At 55.6% G+C, this 20199-nt stretch carries 14 protein-coding genes; 10 read left to right on the forward strand and 4 right to left on the reverse strand.

Going from position 1 to position 20199, the window contains the following annotated elements:
• Positions 1–208 precede the first annotated feature (208 nt).
• From WX88_RS24980 to WX88_RS25025, 10 genes are all read left to right on the forward strand, one after another.
• The gene (locus tag WX88_RS24980; RefSeq protein ID WP_046247165.1) at positions 209–1000 is read left to right on the forward strand and encodes an SDR family NAD(P)-dependent oxidoreductase; all 792 of its coding nucleotides are present in this window, start codon (positions 209–211) and stop codon (positions 998–1000) included.
• A 27-nt stretch (positions 1001–1027) separates the two neighbouring features.
• Complete coding sequence (locus WX88_RS24985; RefSeq protein WP_046247166.1) at positions 1028–1912, forward strand: ROK family protein; 885 nt, start codon at positions 1028–1030, stop codon at positions 1910–1912.
• Positions 1913–1923: 11 nt separating this feature from the next.
• Positions 1924–2751, forward strand: coding sequence for a sugar isomerase domain-containing protein (locus tag WX88_RS24990; RefSeq protein WP_046247167.1), 828 nt, complete (start codon positions 1924–1926; stop codon positions 2749–2751).
• A 46-nt stretch (positions 2752–2797) separates the two neighbouring features.
• Positions 2798–4207: an FAD-dependent oxidoreductase gene (locus tag WX88_RS24995; RefSeq protein ID WP_046247168.1), complete on the forward strand. Its 1410-nt coding sequence runs from the start codon at positions 2798–2800 to the stop codon at positions 4205–4207.
• Positions 4208–4432: 225 nt separating this feature from the next.
• Positions 4433–5395: a phosphotriesterase family protein gene (locus WX88_RS25000; RefSeq protein WP_046247169.1), complete on the forward strand. Its 963-nt coding sequence runs from the start codon at positions 4433–4435 to the stop codon at positions 5393–5395.
• A 20-nt stretch (positions 5396–5415) separates the two neighbouring features.
• Positions 5416–6654: a Gfo/Idh/MocA family protein gene (locus tag WX88_RS25005; RefSeq protein WP_046247170.1), complete on the forward strand. Its 1239-nt coding sequence runs from the start codon at positions 5416–5418 to the stop codon at positions 6652–6654.
• Between the two features lie 253 nt (positions 6655–6907).
• Complete coding sequence (locus WX88_RS25010; RefSeq protein ID WP_046247171.1) at positions 6908–8287, forward strand: sugar porter family MFS transporter; 1380 nt, start codon at positions 6908–6910, stop codon at positions 8285–8287.
• Between the two features lie 41 nt (positions 8288–8328).
• Entirely contained in the window at positions 8329–10803 is a 2475-nt protein-coding gene (locus WX88_RS25015) for a beta-L-arabinofuranosidase domain-containing protein (protein WP_197076937.1), read from the forward strand.
• Between the two features lie 95 nt (positions 10804–10898).
• Entirely contained in the window at positions 10899–13199 is a 2301-nt protein-coding gene (locus WX88_RS25020; protein ID WP_156176424.1) for a GH36-type glycosyl hydrolase domain-containing protein, read from the forward strand.
• A 437-nt stretch (positions 13200–13636) separates the two neighbouring features.
• Complete coding sequence (locus WX88_RS25025; protein ID WP_082116299.1) at positions 13637–14884, forward strand: glycoside hydrolase family 88/105 protein; 1248 nt, start codon at positions 13637–13639, stop codon at positions 14882–14884.
• 139 nt (positions 14885–15023) lie between these two features.
• On the opposite strand, the gene WX88_RS25030 is transcribed toward WX88_RS25025, so the two are convergent.
• The 4 genes from WX88_RS25030 to WX88_RS31065 all read right to left on the reverse strand — a co-directional run.
• Positions 15024–17159 carry a glycoside hydrolase family 36 protein gene (locus WX88_RS25030; RefSeq protein WP_046247174.1) on the reverse strand — a complete coding sequence of 712 codons (2136 nt, stop codon included), beginning with the start codon at positions 17157–17159 and terminating at the stop codon, positions 15024–15026.
• Between the two features lie 347 nt (positions 17160–17506).
• A complete protein-coding gene (locus WX88_RS25035; RefSeq protein ID WP_046247175.1) occupies positions 17507–18403 on the reverse strand; it encodes an SDR family oxidoreductase in 897 nt (298 codons plus the stop codon).
• Between the two features lie 106 nt (positions 18404–18509).
• A complete protein-coding gene (locus tag WX88_RS25040) occupies positions 18510–19439 on the reverse strand; it encodes a helix-turn-helix domain-containing protein (RefSeq protein WP_046247176.1) in 930 nt (309 codons plus the stop codon).
• A gap of 301 nt (positions 19440–19740) precedes the next feature.
• On the reverse strand, positions 19741–20199 hold a 459-nt coding region (locus WX88_RS31065), incomplete at its 5' end, for a hypothetical protein (protein WP_046247177.1).

Raw genomic sequence — 20199 nt, forward strand, 5'->3', positions numbered from 1 at the left:
TCGGGCCGCGCTCGGCCGGCAAGAAGGTAAACTCCTCGGGGAAGGCTCGCAGAATGGGTTTCGTCAGTACTTCATTAGTATCTGATAAAATATACCATTAGAATTCAGTCGAATAAGACGTTGTTCGCAAACTTATTATAATAAGTTGTTTGGGTTGTGGGGTGAATTATCTACCTTCGACTTGTAGAAGTAATGCATCACTCACGCTATGAAGCAGCCCTGGTTAGCGGGAAAGAGAATCGTCGTCATCGGCGGCACCACGGGCCTGGGCCTGTCGGCAGCCCAAGCGTTTGTGGCTGAAGGGGCAGCCGTCGTGGTTGTGGGCCGCGACCCGGCGTCGGGCCAGCTGGCCGAGGCGCAGCTGCAGGGCCGGGGCCTGGCCCTGACGGGCGACGCCGTGGAGCCCGAAACGGCCCCGGCCGCCATTGCCCGCTGCCAGCAGGCGTTTGGCGGCTTCGACGGCTTGTACCACGTGGCCGGGGGCAGCGGCCGGCGCTTCGGCGACGGGCCGTTGCACGAGCTAAGCCTGGAAGGCTGGAATTATACTTTCCAGCTGAACCTGACCTCACTCATGCTCTCGAACCAGGCGGCGGTGCGGGCGTTTCTGGCCCAGGGCACCAGTGGCACGATTCTGAACATGGGCTCGGTGCTGGGCTATTCGCCGTCGCCCGTGTATTTCGCCACGCATGCCTACGCGGCGGCCAAATCGGCCACCATCGGCTTCACCAAGTCCATCGCCGCGTACTACGCCAAAAACGACATTCGGGTCAATGTGCTGGCGCCGGCCCTGGTGGAAACGCCCATGGCCAAACGCGCGGCCGAAGACGAGGTAATTCAGGCCTTCATTAAAACCAAGCAGCCGCTGGCCGGCGGGCGCATCGGTCAACCCGACGACCTGGACGGGGCCGCCGTCTTCTTCATGTCCGACTTTTCCCGCTTCACCACGGGGCAGGTACTGTCTATTGATGGGGGCTGGAGCATCAGCGAAGGACAACTCTAATCGCATGCTCATTAACTCAGACCCATCGTGCAGCAGGCCATTGGTATCGATTTAGGCGGCACGCGCATCAAAGGCGTGCTGGTTGACACGGCCACGGGCGCCATGCGGCACCAACTGCTTACGCCCACCGCCGACGGGGGGAGCCAGCCCTGGAAGCAAGCTATTCTAACCACCGTGCAGGCCCTGCAAGCGCAGGCCGCCGGGCCCCTTCTGGGCGTGGGGCTCTCGGCCCCGGGCCTGCCCACGCCCGACAATACGGCCATCGCCTGCATGCCCGGCCGGTTGCAGGGACTGGAAAATTTCAATTGGTCCGACTACCTGGGGGAGCCGGTGCGGGTGCTCAACGACGCCCATGCGGCCTTGATGGCCGAAGCCCGGTTCGGCGCCCTGCGCGGAACGCAGCACGGGTTGCTGCTCACACTCGGGACCGGTGTGGGCGGCGGGCTGCTGCTGAACGGTCAATTGTACCAGGGGGTTTACCAGATGGCCGGACACCTCGGCCACATCACCATCGATGCCGATAGCCTGCAGCGCGACATCACCAACATGCCGGGCAGTTTGGAGGATGCCATCGGCAATGTGTCGGTGGCAAAACGCTCGTTCGGCCGCTACCAGACCACCCACGAACTGGTTGCGGCCTACCAGCAGGGCGAGCCCCTGGCCACGCAGGTCTGGCTGACGTCGATTCGGCACTTGGCCGTAGCGTTGGCGTCGCTGGCCAACGCGTTTTCGCCGGAGATTATCGTGCTAGGGGGCGGCATCATGCAGGCCGACGGGGCGCTGTTGGACCCGCTGCACACCTTTTTCGAGCTATTTGAATGGCGCCCCGCGGGTAAGAAAACCACCATTCGCAAAGCCTACTTCGCCGATTGGGCTGGGGCCATCGGGGCCGCCGCTTTTCTCAACGGATAAAACTCATACCCATGAATCTGACCGCCGACTACATCGAAAAATCTCGCGCTATTCTGGCCACCGTCGAAGCGCAGGCCGACCACATTCAGCAGGCCGCGCAGTGGTTCAGTGAAACCATTCTGGCCGGACGCATGGTCCACCTGTTCGGCAGCGGCCACAGCCGCATTATGGTCGAGGAAATGTGGCCGCGCTACGGCTCGTTTCCCGGCTTCAATCCCATCGTAGAGCTTTCGCTGACGTTTCACAATCTGGTGGTCGGGGCCAACGGGCAGCGGCAGGCCATGTTTCTGGAAAACGTGCCCGGCCTGGGCCAGCGCATTCTGCGCAATTTCGACCTTTCGGAGCAGGATTCGGCGCTGATTATTTCGTCGAGCGGCTGCAACGTGGTGCCCATCGAAATGGCGGAATTATTTCAGCAGCGGGGCATCAAAGTCGTGGCCCTCATCACCACCCAACACGCCGAGAAAAGCATGAGCAAGCGGGCCGACGGCAAAAAGCTGAGCGACTTCGCTGACCTCGTCCTCGACACGGGCGCGCCCGTGGGCGACGCCATGGTGACGGTACCGGGCCTGGAAACGCCCGTCGCGCCGGGCTCCACGGTGGGTGGCGCGGTGCTTATCAACTGCATCAAGGCTGAGGTGGCCCGCTTGCTGACCGAAGCCGGCCAACCGCCCAAGGTGCTGTCGGCGGCCAACGTGGTGGGAGCCGAGAAGGCCGTGGCCCTCTTCGAAAGTGCCTACGACGAACACGCCCACCGCCTGGCCAAGCTCTACGAGCGGGTCGGTGTTCCGTCTTACGTAAGCGAGCAGAAAGCTGCCCTGCATCCGATCAACGCCTGAAGAAGCGCTTGAAAACTAATAGGCAATTGTAAAAACAAGGCAGAAGATGGCAACTCTTATTGATGCGGCGCAGGTGCCGCTGCTGGCCGAAACCGACATCCTGGTTATTGGCGCGGGCTCGGCGGGGAGCGTGGCGGCGCTGGCGGCGGCTGGGAGCCAGGCCGGCGTGTCAGTGATGCTGGTGGAACGCTACGGCTTTCCGGGCGGCACCTCCACCCAAATGCTCGACACGTTTTATGGCTTTTTCACGCCCGGTGCCACGACCAAGAAAATTGTGGGCGGCTGGCCCGACCGCATTGTCAACGAGCTGGATAAAGTGGGCGCCGTTTTCCTGCGGCCCAACACCTATGGCGCCGGCACGGGTGTCAACTACAACCCCGAACGCCTGAAGCTGGTCTGGGACCAACTGATTCAGCAGCAAGGCATCTGTTACCTGCTCCACACCACGCTCATTGCCGTGGCGACGGAGGGCAAGCGGCACGCCTGCGTTTTCTGGAACAAAGGCGGCTTGGTCAAGGTGCTGGCCCGTCGGGTAATCGACGCCTCGGGCGATGCCGATTTCTGCCACCTGGCCGGTTTCGCCTACGAAATTGCTGGCCAGCGCGAGCCTGCCCAAAGCTTAACTACCACCTTCCGGATGAGCAACGTCGAACTGGACGAGTACGAGCAAGCAGGTGGCAAAAAGATGCTCGGCAAAAAGATGGCCGAGGCCGTGGATAGTGGCCGGCACCCGCTGCCCCGCAAGGAAGGCTCGGCCCACGAAATGAACGCGGCCAAGTGCATCTCGACTGTGGCCGTCAAGGTCGCAGGCTTATCGGCGCTCAATGCCGCTGAATTGACGCTGGCCGAAATCGAAGGGCGGCGGCAGTCGTTTGTCTACGAAGATTTTTTCCGGGCTGAAGTACCGGGCTATCAAAACGCCAACGTCATTGGGCTGTCGCACCAGATTGGGGTGCGGGAAACCCGGCGCGTTTACGGCGAGCACCGGCTGACAAAGGAGGAGTGCCTGGCGGGCCTGCTGCCCGACGACCGGATTTTTCTCTGCGGGGCGCCCATTGAAGACCACCGGCACGGCCCCAACGGGGCCGAGGAAACCTACTGGGAGTACATTCCGGGGCCGGGCGTGTACGGCGTGCCCTATGGCACGATAGTGCCCCAGGGCAGCGAAACCGTGTGGGTGGTGGGCCGGTGCTTTTCGGCCACCCATGATGCACACGCCTCGTGCCGGTCGATGGCCCAAACCATGTCCATGGGCCAGGCAGCCGGGCTGGCGGCTGTGCAGTCGCTGCAATACGAGCAGGCAGCTAATGCCTTGAATGTGCAGCAGCTTCAAAAGACACTGACGAAACTGGGCGCCGTGCTGGAGATTCCCGAAATCGTAGCCGACACCTCGCGCCACGGCTGGAAAGCCAACCTCTCGACTTCGACCAGCAAGGCTGACCCGGTAAACGCTTAGAAGCTTTCGAATTATCTAAAAATTCATTTCTAAACATCATGCCGAGCGAAGTCGAGGCATCTCGCGTGCTTCGTCTGGCTCCCCTCGCTTTTGGAGAGGGGTCGTACCCGGTAGGGCCGGGGTGAGGTTTCACGTCAGGCGAAGCGGTAGAGATGCTTCGACAAGCTCAGCATGACGTTCTGCACGACCGTTTTTATTTAAATCAAACCGCTTTTTAAACGGCCCATGGACTCTCCTTTTGTCAGAACCGTGCTGGGCGACATTCCGGCGTCGCAGCTCGGGCTCACTTATTCGCACGAGCACCTCATCATCGAGGAAAGCTTTCCGACGCAGGCCAACCCCGATTTTTTGCTCAACGACGTCGAGAAAGTCGCGGAAGAGCTGACGCACGTTTATGCTGCGGGCGGGCGGACCATGGTGGACACCATGCCCGCCAATGCCGGCCGCAACGTGCTGAAGCTGGCCGAAGTGGCGCGCCGCACCGGCGTGCAAATCATTGCCCCCACGGGCATTCACCTGGAAATCTATTATCCCCAATCGCACTGGCGGTATCAGTATTCCGAAGACCAGCTCACCCGCCTCTTCATTGCTGATGTGGAGGAAGGAATTGACCGATACGACTACAACGGCCCCGTCATCGAGCGGACGCCGCACAAGGCCGGGATGGTGAAGCTGGCCACCGGCGACGAAGCCTTTACTCCGCACCAGGAACTCATTTTTCGGGCCGTCGTCAACACCCACCGCGAAACGGGCGTTCCGATTCTGACCCATACCAATTCCGGCCGGCACGCCCTAGCGCAGGCCGAACTTTTTGCTAACCTCGGCGCCGATTTGCAGCACGTGGTGTTGTCGCACCTGGACCGTTGCCCAGACCTCGATTACCACCGGGCCGTGCTGCAAACCGGCGTTCGGGTGGAGTTCGATAGCGCATTTCGCTGGAAAGCAAACGAAGAAAACGTTACCTACCGGCTGCTGGAGGCGCTGCTGCCCGAGTTTCCGGAGCAGCTTACGGCCGGCATGGACGCCGCCCGCAACACCTATTGGCAGTCGTACGGCGGCGCGCCCGGCCTGACCTACCTGCTCACCACCTTCCGCGACGAGCTGGCCCGCCGGGGCCTGGGCGACTACTGGAACCGCCTCATGGTGGACAATCCGGCGAGCCTCTACAGCTTCCACCGCCAGGGGTAACATACCTAAAACAGACTAATATGCAGAAAATTGCTATGCTCGGAGGCGGCTTCATTGGTCGCTTCTACGCCGAATCGCTCCACGGTCAGCGCAGCCGCGATAAAGTCGTTGGTATTTACGCCCGGCGCGAGGAAACCGCCAAGAAATTTGCCCAGGACTACGGCTGTACCTTCTGGGATACGGACATGGAAGCGGTGATTGCGCACCCCGACGTCACGATGGTGTGCGTGGCCCTGCCCAACAACCTGCATCAGCAAGCGGTGCTGCTGTGCGCCAAACATAAGAAAAACGTGGTATGTACCAAGCCATTGGGTCGCAACGCCGACGAAGCCTTGCACATGATGCGGGCGGTGGAGGAAGCCGGCATTTTTGGCGGCTACCTGGAAGACCTGTGCTACGCGCCCAAGTTCCTCAAAGCCTTGGAGACCGTGAAGAGTGGGGCATTGGGCCGCATTCTATGGGCCAAGTCCCGCGAAGCGCACCCTGGCCCGCACTCCAACTGGTTTTGGGATAAAGAGCAGGCCGGGGGTGGCTGTATGCTCGATTTGGGCTGTCACTGCGTAGAAATTGCCCGGAATTTCATTGGCAAGGACGTACGTCCCGTCGAAGTAATGTGCTGGGCGGCCACGCAGGTGAAGCCCATCGAGGCCGAAGACCATGCCATTGCGCTGGTGAAATACGAGAACGGAGCCATCGGGCAGTTTGAGGTAAGCTGGGTGTTTCGGGGGGGCATGGACCTGCGCGACGAAGTGATGGGCACCGAAGGGACCATCTGGATTAATAATTTCCTGCGTACCGGCTTCGAGATGTATACCTCTGGCCAAGGGGCTGACTACGTGGCCGAAAAAGCCGAATCGAACTCGGGCTGGCTGTTTCCCGTGGGCGACGAGGTAAACGACCTGGGGTATAATCACATGTTCACGGACATGTTCACAGCGGTGGAAGAAGGGCGCGACCCCGCCGAAACCTTTTACGACGGCTATGTGGTGAATGCGGTGCTTGACGCGGCCTATCGCTCGGCCGAGACTAAGCAGTGGGAGCCGGTGAATCTGCCCGTATGGCGTGGGCAAGAAGGGCTAAGCCAGGAGAAAACCCTGACGGACTACGACGCTGACTACTACCTAATCAAAGAAGAAATCACGCACGATGGTCGGCACAAGGTGATTCTGAAAGATAAAGTGACTAATAAAATTGTGGAGAAAGACTTAGTGAAGGCAGCATCGAGCACCGGAGAGCATCCAACGTTTTCTGATAGCTAACCGGGCTAGTGGTATGGTTACCATTGATTTAAATTTCCTGTGCTTTCCACTGACAGCCACTGGCAGTCCCACGACGACGCGCCTCACTACCTACTGCGATAAACTAGCCCGCCGGGGCTTGAGTGAGTACTGGAACTGATTGGTGGTAGCAAATTCGGCGAGCCTCCGCAGTCTCCATCGCCGGGGCCGATACCCCCGAAACCGGGCCCGCGGGCCCGGTATTGCCCATTTTCCGCTCTGCTTACCTCGTCCTATGGCCATCATTATTGAGAATTCCCAACCCGTTGAACAGTCCACCAATTTCACCTTCAATCAGCGTTACATCGCCCGGGTTTGCCTGGTGGCGGCGCTGGGCGGGGTGCTGTTCGGCTTCGACTTGGTTGTCATCTCCGGAGCGGTGCCCTTTTTCACGCAAGATTTTCAGCTAAGCTCGGTGCAGCAGGGGCTAGCCGTGGGTTGCATCAACCTGGGGTCCGCACTGGGAGCTTTGGTGGCGGGGCGGCTCAGCGACAGCCTGGGGCGGCGCAAGTTTCTGCTACCCTGCGCGCTGCTGTTTGCCCTGACGGGTGTCGGGACCGGATGGGCGGGTGGTTTTGCCTGGTTTGTATTCTTCCGTATCCTGAGTGGCGTGGCCGTGGGCGCGGCGGCCCTGGTGGCGCCCATGTACATCGCTGAAATTGCGCCGGCCAACCTGCGGGGCCGGCTGATAGCCTTCTATCAACTCGCCATTGTGGTGGGGTTGCTGCTGGCTTACATCGCCAACTACGCCCTGCTGAACGTGGGCCCGAACAACTGGCGCTGGATGTTTACCTCGCAAGCGGCGCCGGCCCTGCTGTTTTTCGTAGGCTTGTTCTTCGTGCCCGAAAGCCCGCGCTGGCTGGTGAAAAAACGGTTGCTCGACCAAGCCCGGGCGGTGCTCAAACGCGTAGGGGGCGAGTCTTACGCCGCGGCCGAAATGACGGCCATTCAAGGCACGGTCAGCACGCAGAGTCAGGAAAGCCTAAGCGACTTGTTCAAGCCCAACCTGCGCCGGGCCCTAACCGTGGGCTGCCTGGTGGCCATTTTCTCCCAGATAGCCGGCCAAAACTCGGTGTTATCCTACGCCCCGGTGATATTTGCCCAAACGGGCATCGGCGCGAGTTCTTCGTTTGCCCAGTCCATTCTCGTCGGGGTCATCTGCTTTGCCTTCACGTTTGTGGCCATTGGCAGCGTCGATAAGGTGGGCCGGCGTACCCTGCTGTTGTGGGGCTCGTTGCTGCTGGCGCTGTTTTTGGCCGGGCTGGCCGTGAGTTTTCAACTGAACTGGACTTCGGGCTACATTGTGTTGGGCTTGATTCTGGCCTATGTGGGCACGTATTCGGCCACGCTGGGCCCCGTTACCTGGGTAGCCGTGTCCGAAATATTCCCTACCCGCATACGCGGCTACGCCATGGCCGTGGCCACGCTCACCCTCTGGATTGCCAATTTCTTCACCACCGCCTCCTTTCCTATTCTGAAAGAAGAGTTCGGGTTGGCCGTGACCTTCGGCATCCACATGGTAATTTGCCTGGTATATTTTGCGGTCGTATGGCGCTATGTGCCCGAAACCAAAGGCAAGTCGCTGGAGGAGATAGAAGCCATCATGACGGCCTAAGAGTATGGGCGCGGCATGGATGGGAAACCGTTCGGGACTGCTTGGCGCACAGTCTTTCTTTTCAACTCTTCATTGAAAAAGACGAAATGAGTAGCAGGAAAATTTCAACCCGTAATCTAGCGCTAACCACCGGCCTGCTGGTAAGCATGTCATTTAATGCTTCGGTAGCAACTGCCCAAACCAATTCAAATTACACTCCTAAAGCAACTCAGCTTAAACCACAAAAAGCACAGGCGTTTTCCGCGGAGAATGTGAGGTTGCTGGAAAATGGGATTTTCAAAGAATCGCAGGACGCGGAAGCTAGGAACATTCTGAGCTTGAACCCCGACCGGCTGCTGGCTCCGTACTTAAAAGAGGCAGGCCTTATGCCTAAAGCCAGCTTGTACCCTGGCTGGGAAACTGGCGTGTTGCCTGGCGTGGCTTTGGGTTTTTACTTATCGGGCGTATCCCGGCTGTATATGGCAACCGGGCAACAAGAGTACGCGAGTCGGCTCAGCTATGTCCTGGACCAGTTGGCTTCGTGCCAAGAGAAAAATGGTGGAGAATTCCTGCTGGGCACCGCTAATGGCCGAAAAAACCTGGAGCGGGTGGAAAAGGAAGGATTTTACGAAGGCTTCGGCCGGTGGGGTGGCGGCGAAGCCACACCTTACTACTCGATGGAAAAGCTACTTTCTGGATTACGAGATGTTTATCGTATAACGCACAATAACAAAGCTTTAAATATTGCATCCAATCTGGGCAATTGGGTAGCAAAACATATGGCTAACATTAGCGACTTGGAATTGCAGCAGCTGATGAAGATTGAATATGGTGGAATGAATTGGGTGCTGTCAGATTTATACGCGGATACGGGCGATAAACGGTTTCTGGCGCTTTCTAAGCGGTGGCAGGACACCATTACCGTTGAGCCGGCCACGAAAGGAATTGATAAGTTGACTGGGGTACACGGCAACATGCAGTTCCCCAAATTTTCGGGCTTGGCCGCCCGCTATCCTTATTCCGGAAACGCTGCTGATTTGAAAGGGGCCGAGTTTTTCTGGAGCAGTGTGGTAAACCATCGCTCTTATGTTACCGGCGGCAACACCGAGGATGAGTTTTTCGGCCCTCGGGATAAACTCAGCAAAACCCTTACGCCTTTCAACGCCGAAAACTGCAATGAGTACAACATGCTTCGGCTCACATCGCTGCTCTACCAAATAGAACCGAAGGTAGAATATGCGGATTACATAGAAAGAACACTGTATAACCACGTGTTGGCGACCCAGAATCCTGCCGACGGCAAGCTGACTTATCAGGTTCCGCTGGTTTCCGGTGGGGAAAAAGTATATCAACCCCTTGATTTTTTCTCTTGTTGCACGGCCTCGGCGCTGGATAGCTACACCCGCCATGCCGAATATATTTATGCCCGCACAGAGTCGGCTCTATTTGTGAATTTATTTGTTCCCTCCAAGGTAGATTTTCAGGTAAAAGGAATTTCTCTGGTGCAGGAAACGAGTTTTCCAGACAATAATATTTCCACCCTCACCCTAAACGCAAAGAGCCCGGTAGATTTAGACTTATGCATCCGGAATCCTTACTGGGCCAATAACGGAGTTGTTATTAAAGTGAACGGAAAAGTACAGAAAAAGATATCTTCAAAAAACGGTTACTTTCATCTTAATCGGAAGTGGAGAAATGGCGACAAAGTTGAAATAATACTGCCTATGCAGCTCCGGACGGAAAGCATGCCCGATGATAAGAATATGATAGCCATCTTCTACGGGCCCGTATTACTTGCCGCTAGTTTAGATAATGCGGAGGCTGATGCGCTGGTTAATAGAGATTTAGCTCCCGCTTTACTTCCTGCTAACGCACCACTTACGCAATGGTTGAAACCGACCGGCGCTTCGTTGACTTTTACAACTCTCGTTGCAAAACCCAAGCAGTTCACCTTAACGCCCTTTTACCGCAAAAAAACCGGAAAATATGCAGTCTATTGGCAAACACTAACCGAAAGTGAATGGGCCCAACGTGAGGCCGACGCCAGCCAGAATCAGGGGCGAGTTAAAAATCTCGACTTGGCTACTCTGGACAAAGTAAGTGCCGGCGATAACGCGGGAGAAGATAAGCACGGTTTAATCGGGGGCAGTACTATTGGGTACGGCAACGGGGGAATCTTAACAACTACCTGCTGGCGTACGGCCGCCGCTGGGGAATTTCATAATTCTTTCGGCTATAGCCTAGCGGTTTCCGATACCGAGCCAAATATTCTTTATTGCAATTACATGGGGAGGTTTCCTTACGAAAAGTGGGATTGCAAAATCACTGTGGAGGGAACGACAATTGCCACCTTGAAACGGGGAAAGGATGTTTCTTACTCCACTCGTTTGTGGGATGCTACCTACTCAATTCCGCAAGAATTAACCAAGGGTAGAAAAATGGTGCGAGTGATGTTTGAGCCATTTGAGACTAAGGACGTAGCTATGCCGCGGCTAGTTGAAATGCGGATTTTAAAGCAGAAAATTGAGTTGGAGTAAAGGAAGATAAAGGGTCTTGTTGCAGGAGAATTTTACGTCTTCTAAAGGGGTAACGAGCGTGGTCATGCTTTCTTCTATTGTATTGTAATTTGTACATGATAGACTTGTTGAAATCCAGTGCTGCCAAAGCAATAATTTTCCTGGTTGTTGCTTTGGGGTTGCCTGCGCACTCCTCTTTCGCCCAAAGTATTGGGAGTTGGTCTTTTTCTGCCAAAGGTTTGCCGGTTTATCAGTACAAAGGACCGCTGCCCTTTAAAGCAGTTGATAAAGAAGGGGAAGATGCCTTGCAGCCGGAGGACCCCTATTTCCTGCTTGGCAACTACCGAATGACGTTGATTACCCACGCCAGTGGGATTTATCAACTACTCACGGCCGAAAGGGCCTGGGCCAGACTAAACGCCGCGGAGCGCCCGAACTACGGCTGGAATGAAGCCAGTATTGTGTTCAAGAATGGCAAAGCCAACCAAAAAGTAGTCCTGACTGGCGTGAAATCCCTAGCGGCCAATCAAGCTCTTGCGCAAAAAGATTTCGGGGTCGGCTTTGCCCGTTATGCATACAAGCTAAATAATGATTTGCAGTGCACCCGGATACTCTCGACCAAGCCTTCCGAGAAAATAAATACCGGAAATCCTGCCTTCGTGGTCACAGTTATATTGAAAAACAACGGTAAAACTGCGCAACAACTCAGTTACTACGAGAAAATGCGGGTTCATTACGTGCTAAACAGTACGCAGTATACCGAAAAGGAAAAACGCCCCCTCACTCACGACATTAGCCTTAGTGTAGATAATAAAAAAGAAATTGCTATTGCCACTACTTCTACGAAAGCCAATAAATTCCTAGTGTTACCCCCAAAGGAGGAGCGGTATGTATATGATGTTGCGCCCCCGTCAGTGTTCATGTATTTTAAAAACTCAAGCGTTAAACAAACATCTGAAATAACAGCCACGAAGGATACGTTGGCCGCCGAAATCAATCTGACGCTTAAAGCTGGAGAAACAAAGTCCTTCCATTTAGTAATTGGCATTGCCGACGGCCAGCAAGCAAATGACGTTCAAAAACAAGTAGACGACCTTTTCGTAGGGGCCGACTTGAACAATCCGGTCGAAGGCTTATTGGCCGCGCAGTGGAAAAAACGCCTGCCCAATCTTGCTGGCGAGAAAAACGAGATTTTGAGGCGGGAGATGCTTTGGAACGCCCACATGATAGAAGCATCCGCTAAATACAGCGACTATTATAAGGAAACCTTTATTCCGCAGGGAAGTGTATATAGTTATTTCTTTGGAGATAATATCTCAAACCGCGACCATTTGCAGGCGGCACTCCCGGCTTGTTATACCAACCCCGAGTTGGCTAAATCTACCATTAAATACGTGATAAAGCATTCGGAGAGCGACGGTGAAATCAAGCGTGGAAATTATTCTGGTTACGGGTACACGCCGCCATCGCTTTATAAGGAAAGCGACCCGCAGCTGTATGTTTTTAACACCGTTTCTGAGTATCTACTGATTACCAAGGATTACAACTTCCTGAACGAAAAGGTGGATTATTTTCCGGCGGAGTACGGAAAGAAGGACCCAGTGATAATCATGCTGAAAAAGTATTTCATCTATCTGCGCGATGAAGTAGGAACGGGGCCGAATGGACTGGTGAAAATTTTAAACTCGGACTGGAGCGACAGTTTCTTTCATAAGTATTCGCCCAATAAGTATTCATGGACCGCAGAATCACATTTGAATTCTGCTATGGTGCTGGCGGTCTTTCCGAAGTTGATTGAGGTTTTGAAACAGTCTAAAAACCCGGAGGCTTCTTCGTTCGTCACGGTGCTGGAAGAGTACCGAGCTGCCATTGAAGCGGCCTTTATGAAGGATTTGGGCGACCGGAAATTCGCCCCGCGGGCGTACCTGGACCCGGAGCTTCATTTCGGGACGGATGTGGTCTGCATTGAACCACAGGGCTATGTGTTGCAGATTCCCGGCCTGCCCAAAGAGCGCAAAAAGGAAATGTACGCGTACATCAAAAGCAAAATTCTAGCTCCTGAAAAAATTGGCGCCCGAACCAGGGAAAAACCGCTGTGGGACAAGGACCGACCGGGTGGTGAAGACGGCGGAATCTGGTTTTCCCTCGAGTATCCGCTGTTGCTAGGCGTGGCTACATTCGATAAAGAAGAGGCCAGAGCCATGCTGCTGAAATTCTCCTTCGAAAATTACGCAAAGCAGTATCCCAATTACTGGGTAGGCCAGTGGACGGCCGCCGATGAGGTAAATTCGACCTTGTACCGGGAAGGGCTCTACCAATTTTGGGTGGGCGTGCCTAATTTGAAAGAGGCCTTTCAGGGGTATTGCTCGCACCCGCATACCTGGCCGTTGTTCTGCTACTTCAAGCTCAGAGAGTAGTACGATTTATGTGCTATTGGGCAGCCTAATAAGGGTATAAAAGACGGCCAACGAGGCTCACTCCGTGACAGTTCAGGCACATGCTCGGTTGCGTAGGTATATCAGATCAATTCGACCAGAAAGAATCCCGACGACTACCAGGCTTATGGAGTTATAACCACAGTTATTGTCAGCCTACTCGACGTACGCTGACGATAACAGGGCAAACTAGCCAAGCTTGGCCAAAACCATCGATCTGGAAACCAACGAACGGTCATTGGGGGCGTCGTAGCCTCGAATATGAATTTACGGGTGCAAATTGCGCCGGTAACTCAACACCTACCGGCTGAATCTGCAACCCTACTTCCTGAAGTAGTTTGCCATTGGGTTTGGGTATAACTCTACCCAGGTCTGATTGGGGAAGCAGCTAGTATCTCAATTTTTACCCATATTCCCACATGTCCATAATCGACGCTCACAAGCTGGCCTCATCCGAATCCTTGGCTACTTGGCGCCACGCGGGCCACACCCAATCCATTGCAGTACTATCTCGGCTCTCACGCCGAATCAATTTGCCTCTGAGCCGTCTGGCCGGGGCACAACGCTGGCTGGCCTGTTGCCTGTTGCTGGCGGTGAGCCTGGGCCATGCCAGCCATGCCCAGACCGTAGCTGCGGCCGATAAGTCCGTGTTTGAGCCGAAGTTTATCAAGCAGCAATTGCTGAAAACGGCCCGCTGGCAGCTGGCGCATCCCAAGCACCCGCCCACTGACTGGACCAACGGGGCTTTCTATTCCGGTGTATTCGCTGCCTACCAAGCCACCAAGTCCAAACTTCTCCTCGACTCACTCATGGCTCTGGGTGAGCGCACGCAGTGGCGGCCTGGTCCCGGCTACGACTTCGCCGACGATATGGTCATCTGCCAGACTTACCTGAACCTGTACCGCTTGAAAAAAGACCGGCGGATGATTGAGCCGACCTTGGCAGGGGTGGAGCGGTTTCGTACCGAGCCCGGCTACCACGTGCGGACCTACGGCATTGCCTGGTGGTGGTGCGATGCCCTATTTATGGGGCCGCCCGTACTGGTGAAACTCGGCCTCATCGAGAACCAGCCCAAATATCTCGCTCTCAACGACACGCTCTACCGGCAGACCTATCGGCGCTTGTTTAACCACCGGGAACATCTATTCTCGCGGGATGCCACCTACCTGTGGAGTGAGTCTGGCGAAGGCAAAAAGGAAAGCAACGGGCAACAAATTTTCTGGTCGCGCGGTAACGGTTGGGTGATGGGTGGGCTGGTTCAGATACTGCAAGAACTCCCCGCCACTCATCCTACGCGTCCTTTTTACACTTCGCTCTTCAAGGAGATGAGTGCCCGCCTGATACAATTACAGCAGCCCGATGGGTTGTGGCGCTCTAGCCTGCTCGACCCGGCTTCCTACCCCGGCGGCGAAGCGTCGGGCTCTGGCTTCGATACCTATGCCATGGCCTGGGGTATCAACAACGGCATTCTGGACCGGGCCACTTACCTGCCAGCCGTGCAAAAAGCCTGGGTGGCGCTCAATAAAGTCGTGTCATCAGAAGGCCGGGTGGGCTGGGTGCAGCCGATTGGTGCCGACCCGCGCCGCGACTTCTCGGCCGACAGCTGGGAGGTATACGGCACGGGCGCCTTCCTGCTCGCCGGGTCCGAAGTTCTGAAGATGAAGTAGCGCCTTGCGCCTGCCCGCAGTATTTGGCCAAAGATTCTATTTCCCAGAGTAGACTGTATAATTAACTCCAGTGGGGCTTGAGTGCAATAAGCCCCACTGGAATTAGTTAAATATCAACCTAAGAACCGCTGCAGTGCTGTCAATTAGCGCTTATTTCGAAAAGCGCGCCCGAATACACTTCGCTCAGATTCACTGAAAAGCCAGCTGTTTTCAGGTCCTGCCCGGTTAAGGTAGCCACCACCTTCCCATCCATCGTCCTGACCTGATACCGTTGAGCGGGTTCGAGATACTGGACGGTGACGGTGCGATTCGCCTCGGTGGCGCCCTGCCGGAATACGCCCACAATGCCGCCCTTTCGGGTATCAACGTTTATGCGTTGGAAGCCGTCCCACCGGCCCTCGGCGGGCTCCCCGAAGCCGGCCAAATCCTGCCGGAAGCTCATGAAATCGTGTTTTTGCTGCATGGCCTGCAACCAATCGGCGTAGCCCCGATACTTCTTCAGGTCGCCTCCGGAAAGCTTGCGGGGGTCACCGAGCATGATTGGTAATGCTCCGGCCAGGGATTGGATGTGCGTTTCCCAACCGTTGTCCTGCATTTGGGGGTTGCCAATTACTAGCGCCGTAGCCGGTATGGCGGGCGAACGCCACCAAGCCATGTTCCGAACTCTGAGGTCAGTTTTAGGGCCGGCATCGCCGGCAAAATTGGAAAGCCAGTTGCCTTCGGCATGTTTGAGCATGGCATAATCAATCAACTGCAAGCCGCCCATGGCCTCAAACGTACAGTCAATGAACAGGTTGGGCTTAGACGTATGGAGTTCGTCAAACAGCTTCCACATCTGCTCGTAGTTGGCGTACATCGATTCGTGATGGTCCTTGTGCAGCAGATGATTTTGCGCGTAGCACCCCGAATATTCCGGATTAAAGCGATAAGCACTGGATACTACCGCAAAATCCAGCTTCATGTATTCCAGCCCGTACTCCAGGCTCAGTTTCAGCAAAATATTCTTAATGTAATCCTTCCATCCGGTGCTAAAGCAGGCCGATTGTACATCCGCTACATCGCCCTCTAACTGCAAATTGGCAAATTTACCTTTTTTATCGCGTACAAACCACTCGGGGTGCTCCCGATATACCTTGCTTTTTGAGGAGGCACTTCCCACACTTATCCATAAGCCGGGTTTCATTCCCAGCGACTTGATGTACTCAAATACGGGCTTCAGGCCATTGGGGAATTTCTTTTTGTCGATGCCCCAATCACCGTAGCTATCCTGCCAGCCATCGTCGATTACAAATTCTTTCATACCGGCATCCGCGGCGGCTTTGGCCAGTTGCTTGATTAATTTCTCATCGATTTTATCAGCAAAAGGCTCCCACGTGTTATATACAAAAGTTGGCTTTTCTTTAAGCCCGGAAAGTCTGATGCCCATGTGTTTACGAATGAAATCCGGCACTGCGGTATTTAATATTTCATTCGGTTCTTTATGGTTATTATAAACCATCGTAAATACCTGAGGCGTTTCAAAAGACTCGCCGGGCTTAATCCATTTACGAAAAGGGAAGCGGGCATTCTTGTGGGTTAGGCCAGCAGAAATTTCAGCTGCATTCCAAAAAGTCGAGGTTCGCTTTAGCACGCCGGTCGCTTCGTTGCCGATAACAATTCCCGCCTCCCAGTCCATATTATGCAAGATTACCAGCGCATCCTGCGGGCTGCCCTCATAAGGCCCTAGTGAGCGCCTGCGGCCGTAATCGTTGCAAACCCAGCTAAATGTGCTGGCATAATAAGGAGTCGTTTTGAACTTCTCAATATCAACAGATTCCAGCGCAACGTCTTTATTTGTAAGGTTTTTAACGACCAGGCTTTTGCGGATTACCGGCAGTTGCGGGTATAAGAGAAACCTGACAGTCAGCTCTATTTTTTTGTCTTGGCTTTGCAAGGTTACGGCCGCGCCGTCGCCTTGTCGTGCATCCGTAATCCTTTGTATCGCCACGAGCCGCCAGCTGTTGGAGCCGTCATACACAGTGTTATTTACCTCAAACTCAAAATCCGAGTTCGTTTTCTCGAAATACTTAAAGTCGCCCGTCACCGGCTTGTACAAAGTGGTCAGGAAGCTGCCTTCGGTCGCCGGGAGCTGGACGGCGCGCTGCACTACGCCATTATTAAGTACCAACTCGGAGCTGGTCCATTTGGCAAAAGGCAGGCCTGCTTGAGCTGCTACACCTGGCGCCAGGTGTAGCAGGAAGATGCTGAGTAAAAACGGTAGGAGTGCTTTCTTCATAAGGGTTGGTGCCGCCACCAGACATTAACCGGCACGGTGTACCACTCGCCAAAGCCGGAGATTTTTAAAAGAGAATATTAAAAATGCTTCCGAAGTAAGCGAGGGGTGGGCTTTTCTGTAAAGACTGGACGATAAACAAATCCAACACAAGTAAGGAAGCGGCAGCGTGGATAAGAGAGCTAAATAGCGGGTAAGAAAACATAGTATCAATACCCGGCAATTTCGTGTCAATCGTTGAAAAGTAGGGCTGCTGCTTCTGAACTATTTCTCCCTCTTTTTACCGCTCATCATGCGCTCACTCCTGGCCTAATGTTACCTATGCAGCTAGCGGAAGCCCCGCAGGCATTTCAGATTTCGAAATAGCGTCCTTGTTCAAGGTCGGCAAGGAGCGTCGGCTGGCTGGGATGCCAACCTAACTGCTGCTGCGTGAGCGCACTGGAAGCAGGGCAGTCGATACCAAGGAAGTCAGCCAGCCAGCCAAAATGGTCGGCGGCTTCCTCAGGCGACTTGGCCACAACCGGTAGGTTCAGGCGGCGGCCAATGACGCCTGCGAGGTCGCGGACCGCTACGCCCTCATCAGCAATGCCGTGATAGCGGGCACCCGCAGTTCCTTGCTCCAGCGCCAGCCGGAAGAGCCGGGCGGCATCGAGGCGGTGCACCGCGGACCAGCGGTTGCGGCCGTCGCCCACGTAGGCTGATACGCCTTTGTCGCGGGCAATGCTGATGAGGGTCGGGACGAAAGCATGGTCGCCGTCGCCGTGCACCGACGGCGGGAGGCGTACCACCGATGCGCGCACGCCCTGTGCCGCCAGTGCCAGCACTGCCTCTTCCGAAGGAATGCGCGGCGCGGCAGCGGCGGTGGGGTTTGTCGCATCGGTTTCAGTCCCGAGGCGGCCCGGCGTGAGGACGGCAACCCCGGAGGTGACGACGAAGGGACGGTCCGAGCCCACGAGCGCGGTGCCCAGCGCCTCAACCGCGCGCCGGTCTGTCTCGCCGGCATTAGCATAGGCGGAAAAGTCGTGTACGAAAGCCGTGTGGATGACTCCATCCGCCACCGCTGCGCCGCGCCGTAGGCTGTCAAAATCGTCGAGCGTCCCCCAATGGGCCTCGGCACCAGCGGCGGCCAACGCCTGGGCCGCCGCTTCTGAGCGGGCTAGGCCGAGCACCTGATGGCCCGCGCCGAGTAGTTCCTGAATGATGGCTGAGCCGATGAAGCCCGTTGCGCCGGTGACAAAGACACGCATGTGATGGTCCTTATAGTAGTTAATTTTTACTCCACAAAGGTCCAGGGGATGAGTAGCAGCGAGGTTGTGCGGGTCAAACCATCTGCTGAATAATTCAAACAATCTTCTACTCCCGGAAAGCTCCTGGCACCAGACCGGTTTGCCGCTTAAAGAAATTACAGAAATGCGCTACATCGGCAAAACCCAGACTGTCGGCAATTTCTGAGACGGTCCAGCTCGTATGCTTGAGCAGCAGCTTGGCTTCCTGCGCTACCCGGCCGCTAATCAGCGCAGTAGTCGTGCGGCCGGTAGTTTCCTTCAGCACCCGGTTGAGGTGGTTGACGTGCACGGCTAGTTGGTCGGCGTAGTCAGCGGCCGTACGCAGGCGCAACGTTTGCTGCGGGGCGGCGAGCGGAAACTGCCGTTCCAGCAGGTCGATAAATAAGGAGGTGACCCGCGCCGATGCTGCGGGGGCGGGTGCCTGGGCTGGCGCGGGCTGAAGCTTCTGCCCAACGTAAATCAACTCCAACAGGTAGGCGCGCAGCAAGTCGTATTTGTAGGCATAAGTGGAGGTGATTTCCTGCGTCATCTTTTCAAAAATAGCCTCAATAGCCACATATTCGGTGGTAGTTACCTCCCACACCGGGCAGCCGCCCGGCTGAAAAATCGGTAACTCCTCCACGACCATGCCCCCCTTAGCGGGCAACAGAAACTCATCGGTAAAGATGCAGAAGTACCCGGTCTGCGTTGGGTCGTGCGGTAGCCACCGGTAAGGCACCCGGGAAGTGGCAAACCACAGGGCGCTTTCTTTGACGTCCAGTACCTGGTCGGCGTACTCCACCCGGCTGCGCCCGCGAACGAGACTGATTTTAAAGAAGGCCCGGCGGTCAAAAGACATCGGTGGCTTGGTGTGGTAGCCGGCCATCAGGTCTGCCACATTGCAGACATTAAAATGCCCAATTTCTCGCTCCATACCCTGTGGGCGCAATAAGCCAAACCCAGTTCCAGCTACGGGCGCAAATTTGATGTACAACTCTTCAAGAGAGAGGAATTTCATGACGGACAGTTGTAAAGTTCAAAGTTAGACGAGTTTCCTATATGCTCACTTTTGCCCTCGTGCTAGTCCTTGCTGCCCTTACGGATGCCCCACTTCAGAGGTCTTGGTGAAAGCTCCGGACGTTGTTTAACACAGATATTTAAACGGGGTGGCGTTCGAAAAACTCTCCGCCGAAATACTTCAAAATGCGCGTTTTGGGGTCTCTGATACGGAGAGGAAGGCCGTTCGAAAAAGAAATCTAATTTGAACGCGCTAACTGTCCGTTAATTTGAACTACCCTTTTACTGAACGGCCGAGGTATTCAGTTGAGCCGGTCCTGCCACGTTCCTATTCGATAGAATACCCGTCCACCGGGATAGGCGTGGGCAACGGCCTCTAATTGCCGAAACGCGGCCTTGTTCCCGCCACGCGGGGGGGCTTCGTAGCGGGCACCCGCCGTTCTTACTTTGCGGTCGGTAACGGCCTTCGCCTCGGCGAGCCAACTGCCCTCCAGGATGATGAGCGTTTCGGCTCCTCGGCGGCGCAAGTACGCGGTGGCCGCGCTGCGCGCGCACGCCCGCGCGCCGTACTGCCGCGGAAGGGGCGCGAACCGCGTCTGCACCATCGTGGCAATCACGGTATCCAGCACAAACCCGTTCGCTTGCAGGACGTAGGCAATGGTGCGCCGCGCCACCGAGAGGCTGTCGGTCGTGTAGATGACCATTTCGTCGGCCTGCTCAAACACCGCGGCCGCTTGGCGGGGAGCGGTGGCGTCCGGCTG

It is taken from the genome of Hymenobacter terrenus (assembly GCF_000972495.1).
GTDB lineage: Bacteria > Bacteroidota > Bacteroidia > Cytophagales > Hymenobacteraceae > Hymenobacter > Hymenobacter terrenus.

What these genes read in the sequence shown, in the direction of transcription:
- WX88_RS24995 (WP_046247168.1), top strand. Translation starts at nt 2,798, where the DNA reads ATGGCAACTCTTATTGATGCGGCGCAGGTGCCGCTGCTGGCCGAAACC.
- WX88_RS25005 (WP_046247170.1), top strand. Translation starts at nt 5,416, where the DNA reads ATGCAGAAAATTGCTATGCTCGGAGGCGGCTTCATTGGTCGCTTCTAC.
- WX88_RS25020 (WP_156176424.1), top strand. Translation starts at nt 10,899, where the DNA reads ATGATAGACTTGTTGAAATCCAGTGCTGCCAAAGCAATAATTTTCCTG.
- WX88_RS25040 (WP_046247176.1), bottom strand. Translation starts at nt 19,439, where the DNA reads ATGAAATTCCTCTCTCTTGAAGAGTTGTACATCAAATTTGCGCCCGTA.
- WX88_RS24990 (WP_046247167.1), top strand. Translation starts at nt 1,924, where the DNA reads ATGAATCTGACCGCCGACTACATCGAAAAATCTCGCGCTATTCTGGCC.
- WX88_RS24980 (WP_046247165.1), top strand. Translation starts at nt 209, where the DNA reads ATGAAGCAGCCCTGGTTAGCGGGAAAGAGAATCGTCGTCATCGGCGGC.
- WX88_RS25035 (WP_046247175.1), bottom strand. Translation starts at nt 18,403, where the DNA reads ATGCGTGTCTTTGTCACCGGCGCAACGGGCTTCATCGGCTCAGCCATC.
- WX88_RS25010 (WP_046247171.1), top strand. Translation starts at nt 6,908, where the DNA reads ATGGCCATCATTATTGAGAATTCCCAACCCGTTGAACAGTCCACCAAT.
- WX88_RS25025 (WP_082116299.1), top strand. Translation starts at nt 13,637, where the DNA reads ATGTCCATAATCGACGCTCACAAGCTGGCCTCATCCGAATCCTTGGCT.
- WX88_RS25000 (WP_046247169.1), top strand. Translation starts at nt 4,433, where the DNA reads ATGGACTCTCCTTTTGTCAGAACCGTGCTGGGCGACATTCCGGCGTCG.
- WX88_RS25030 (WP_046247174.1), bottom strand. Translation starts at nt 17,159, where the DNA reads ATGAAGAAAGCACTCCTACCGTTTTTACTCAGCATCTTCCTGCTACAC.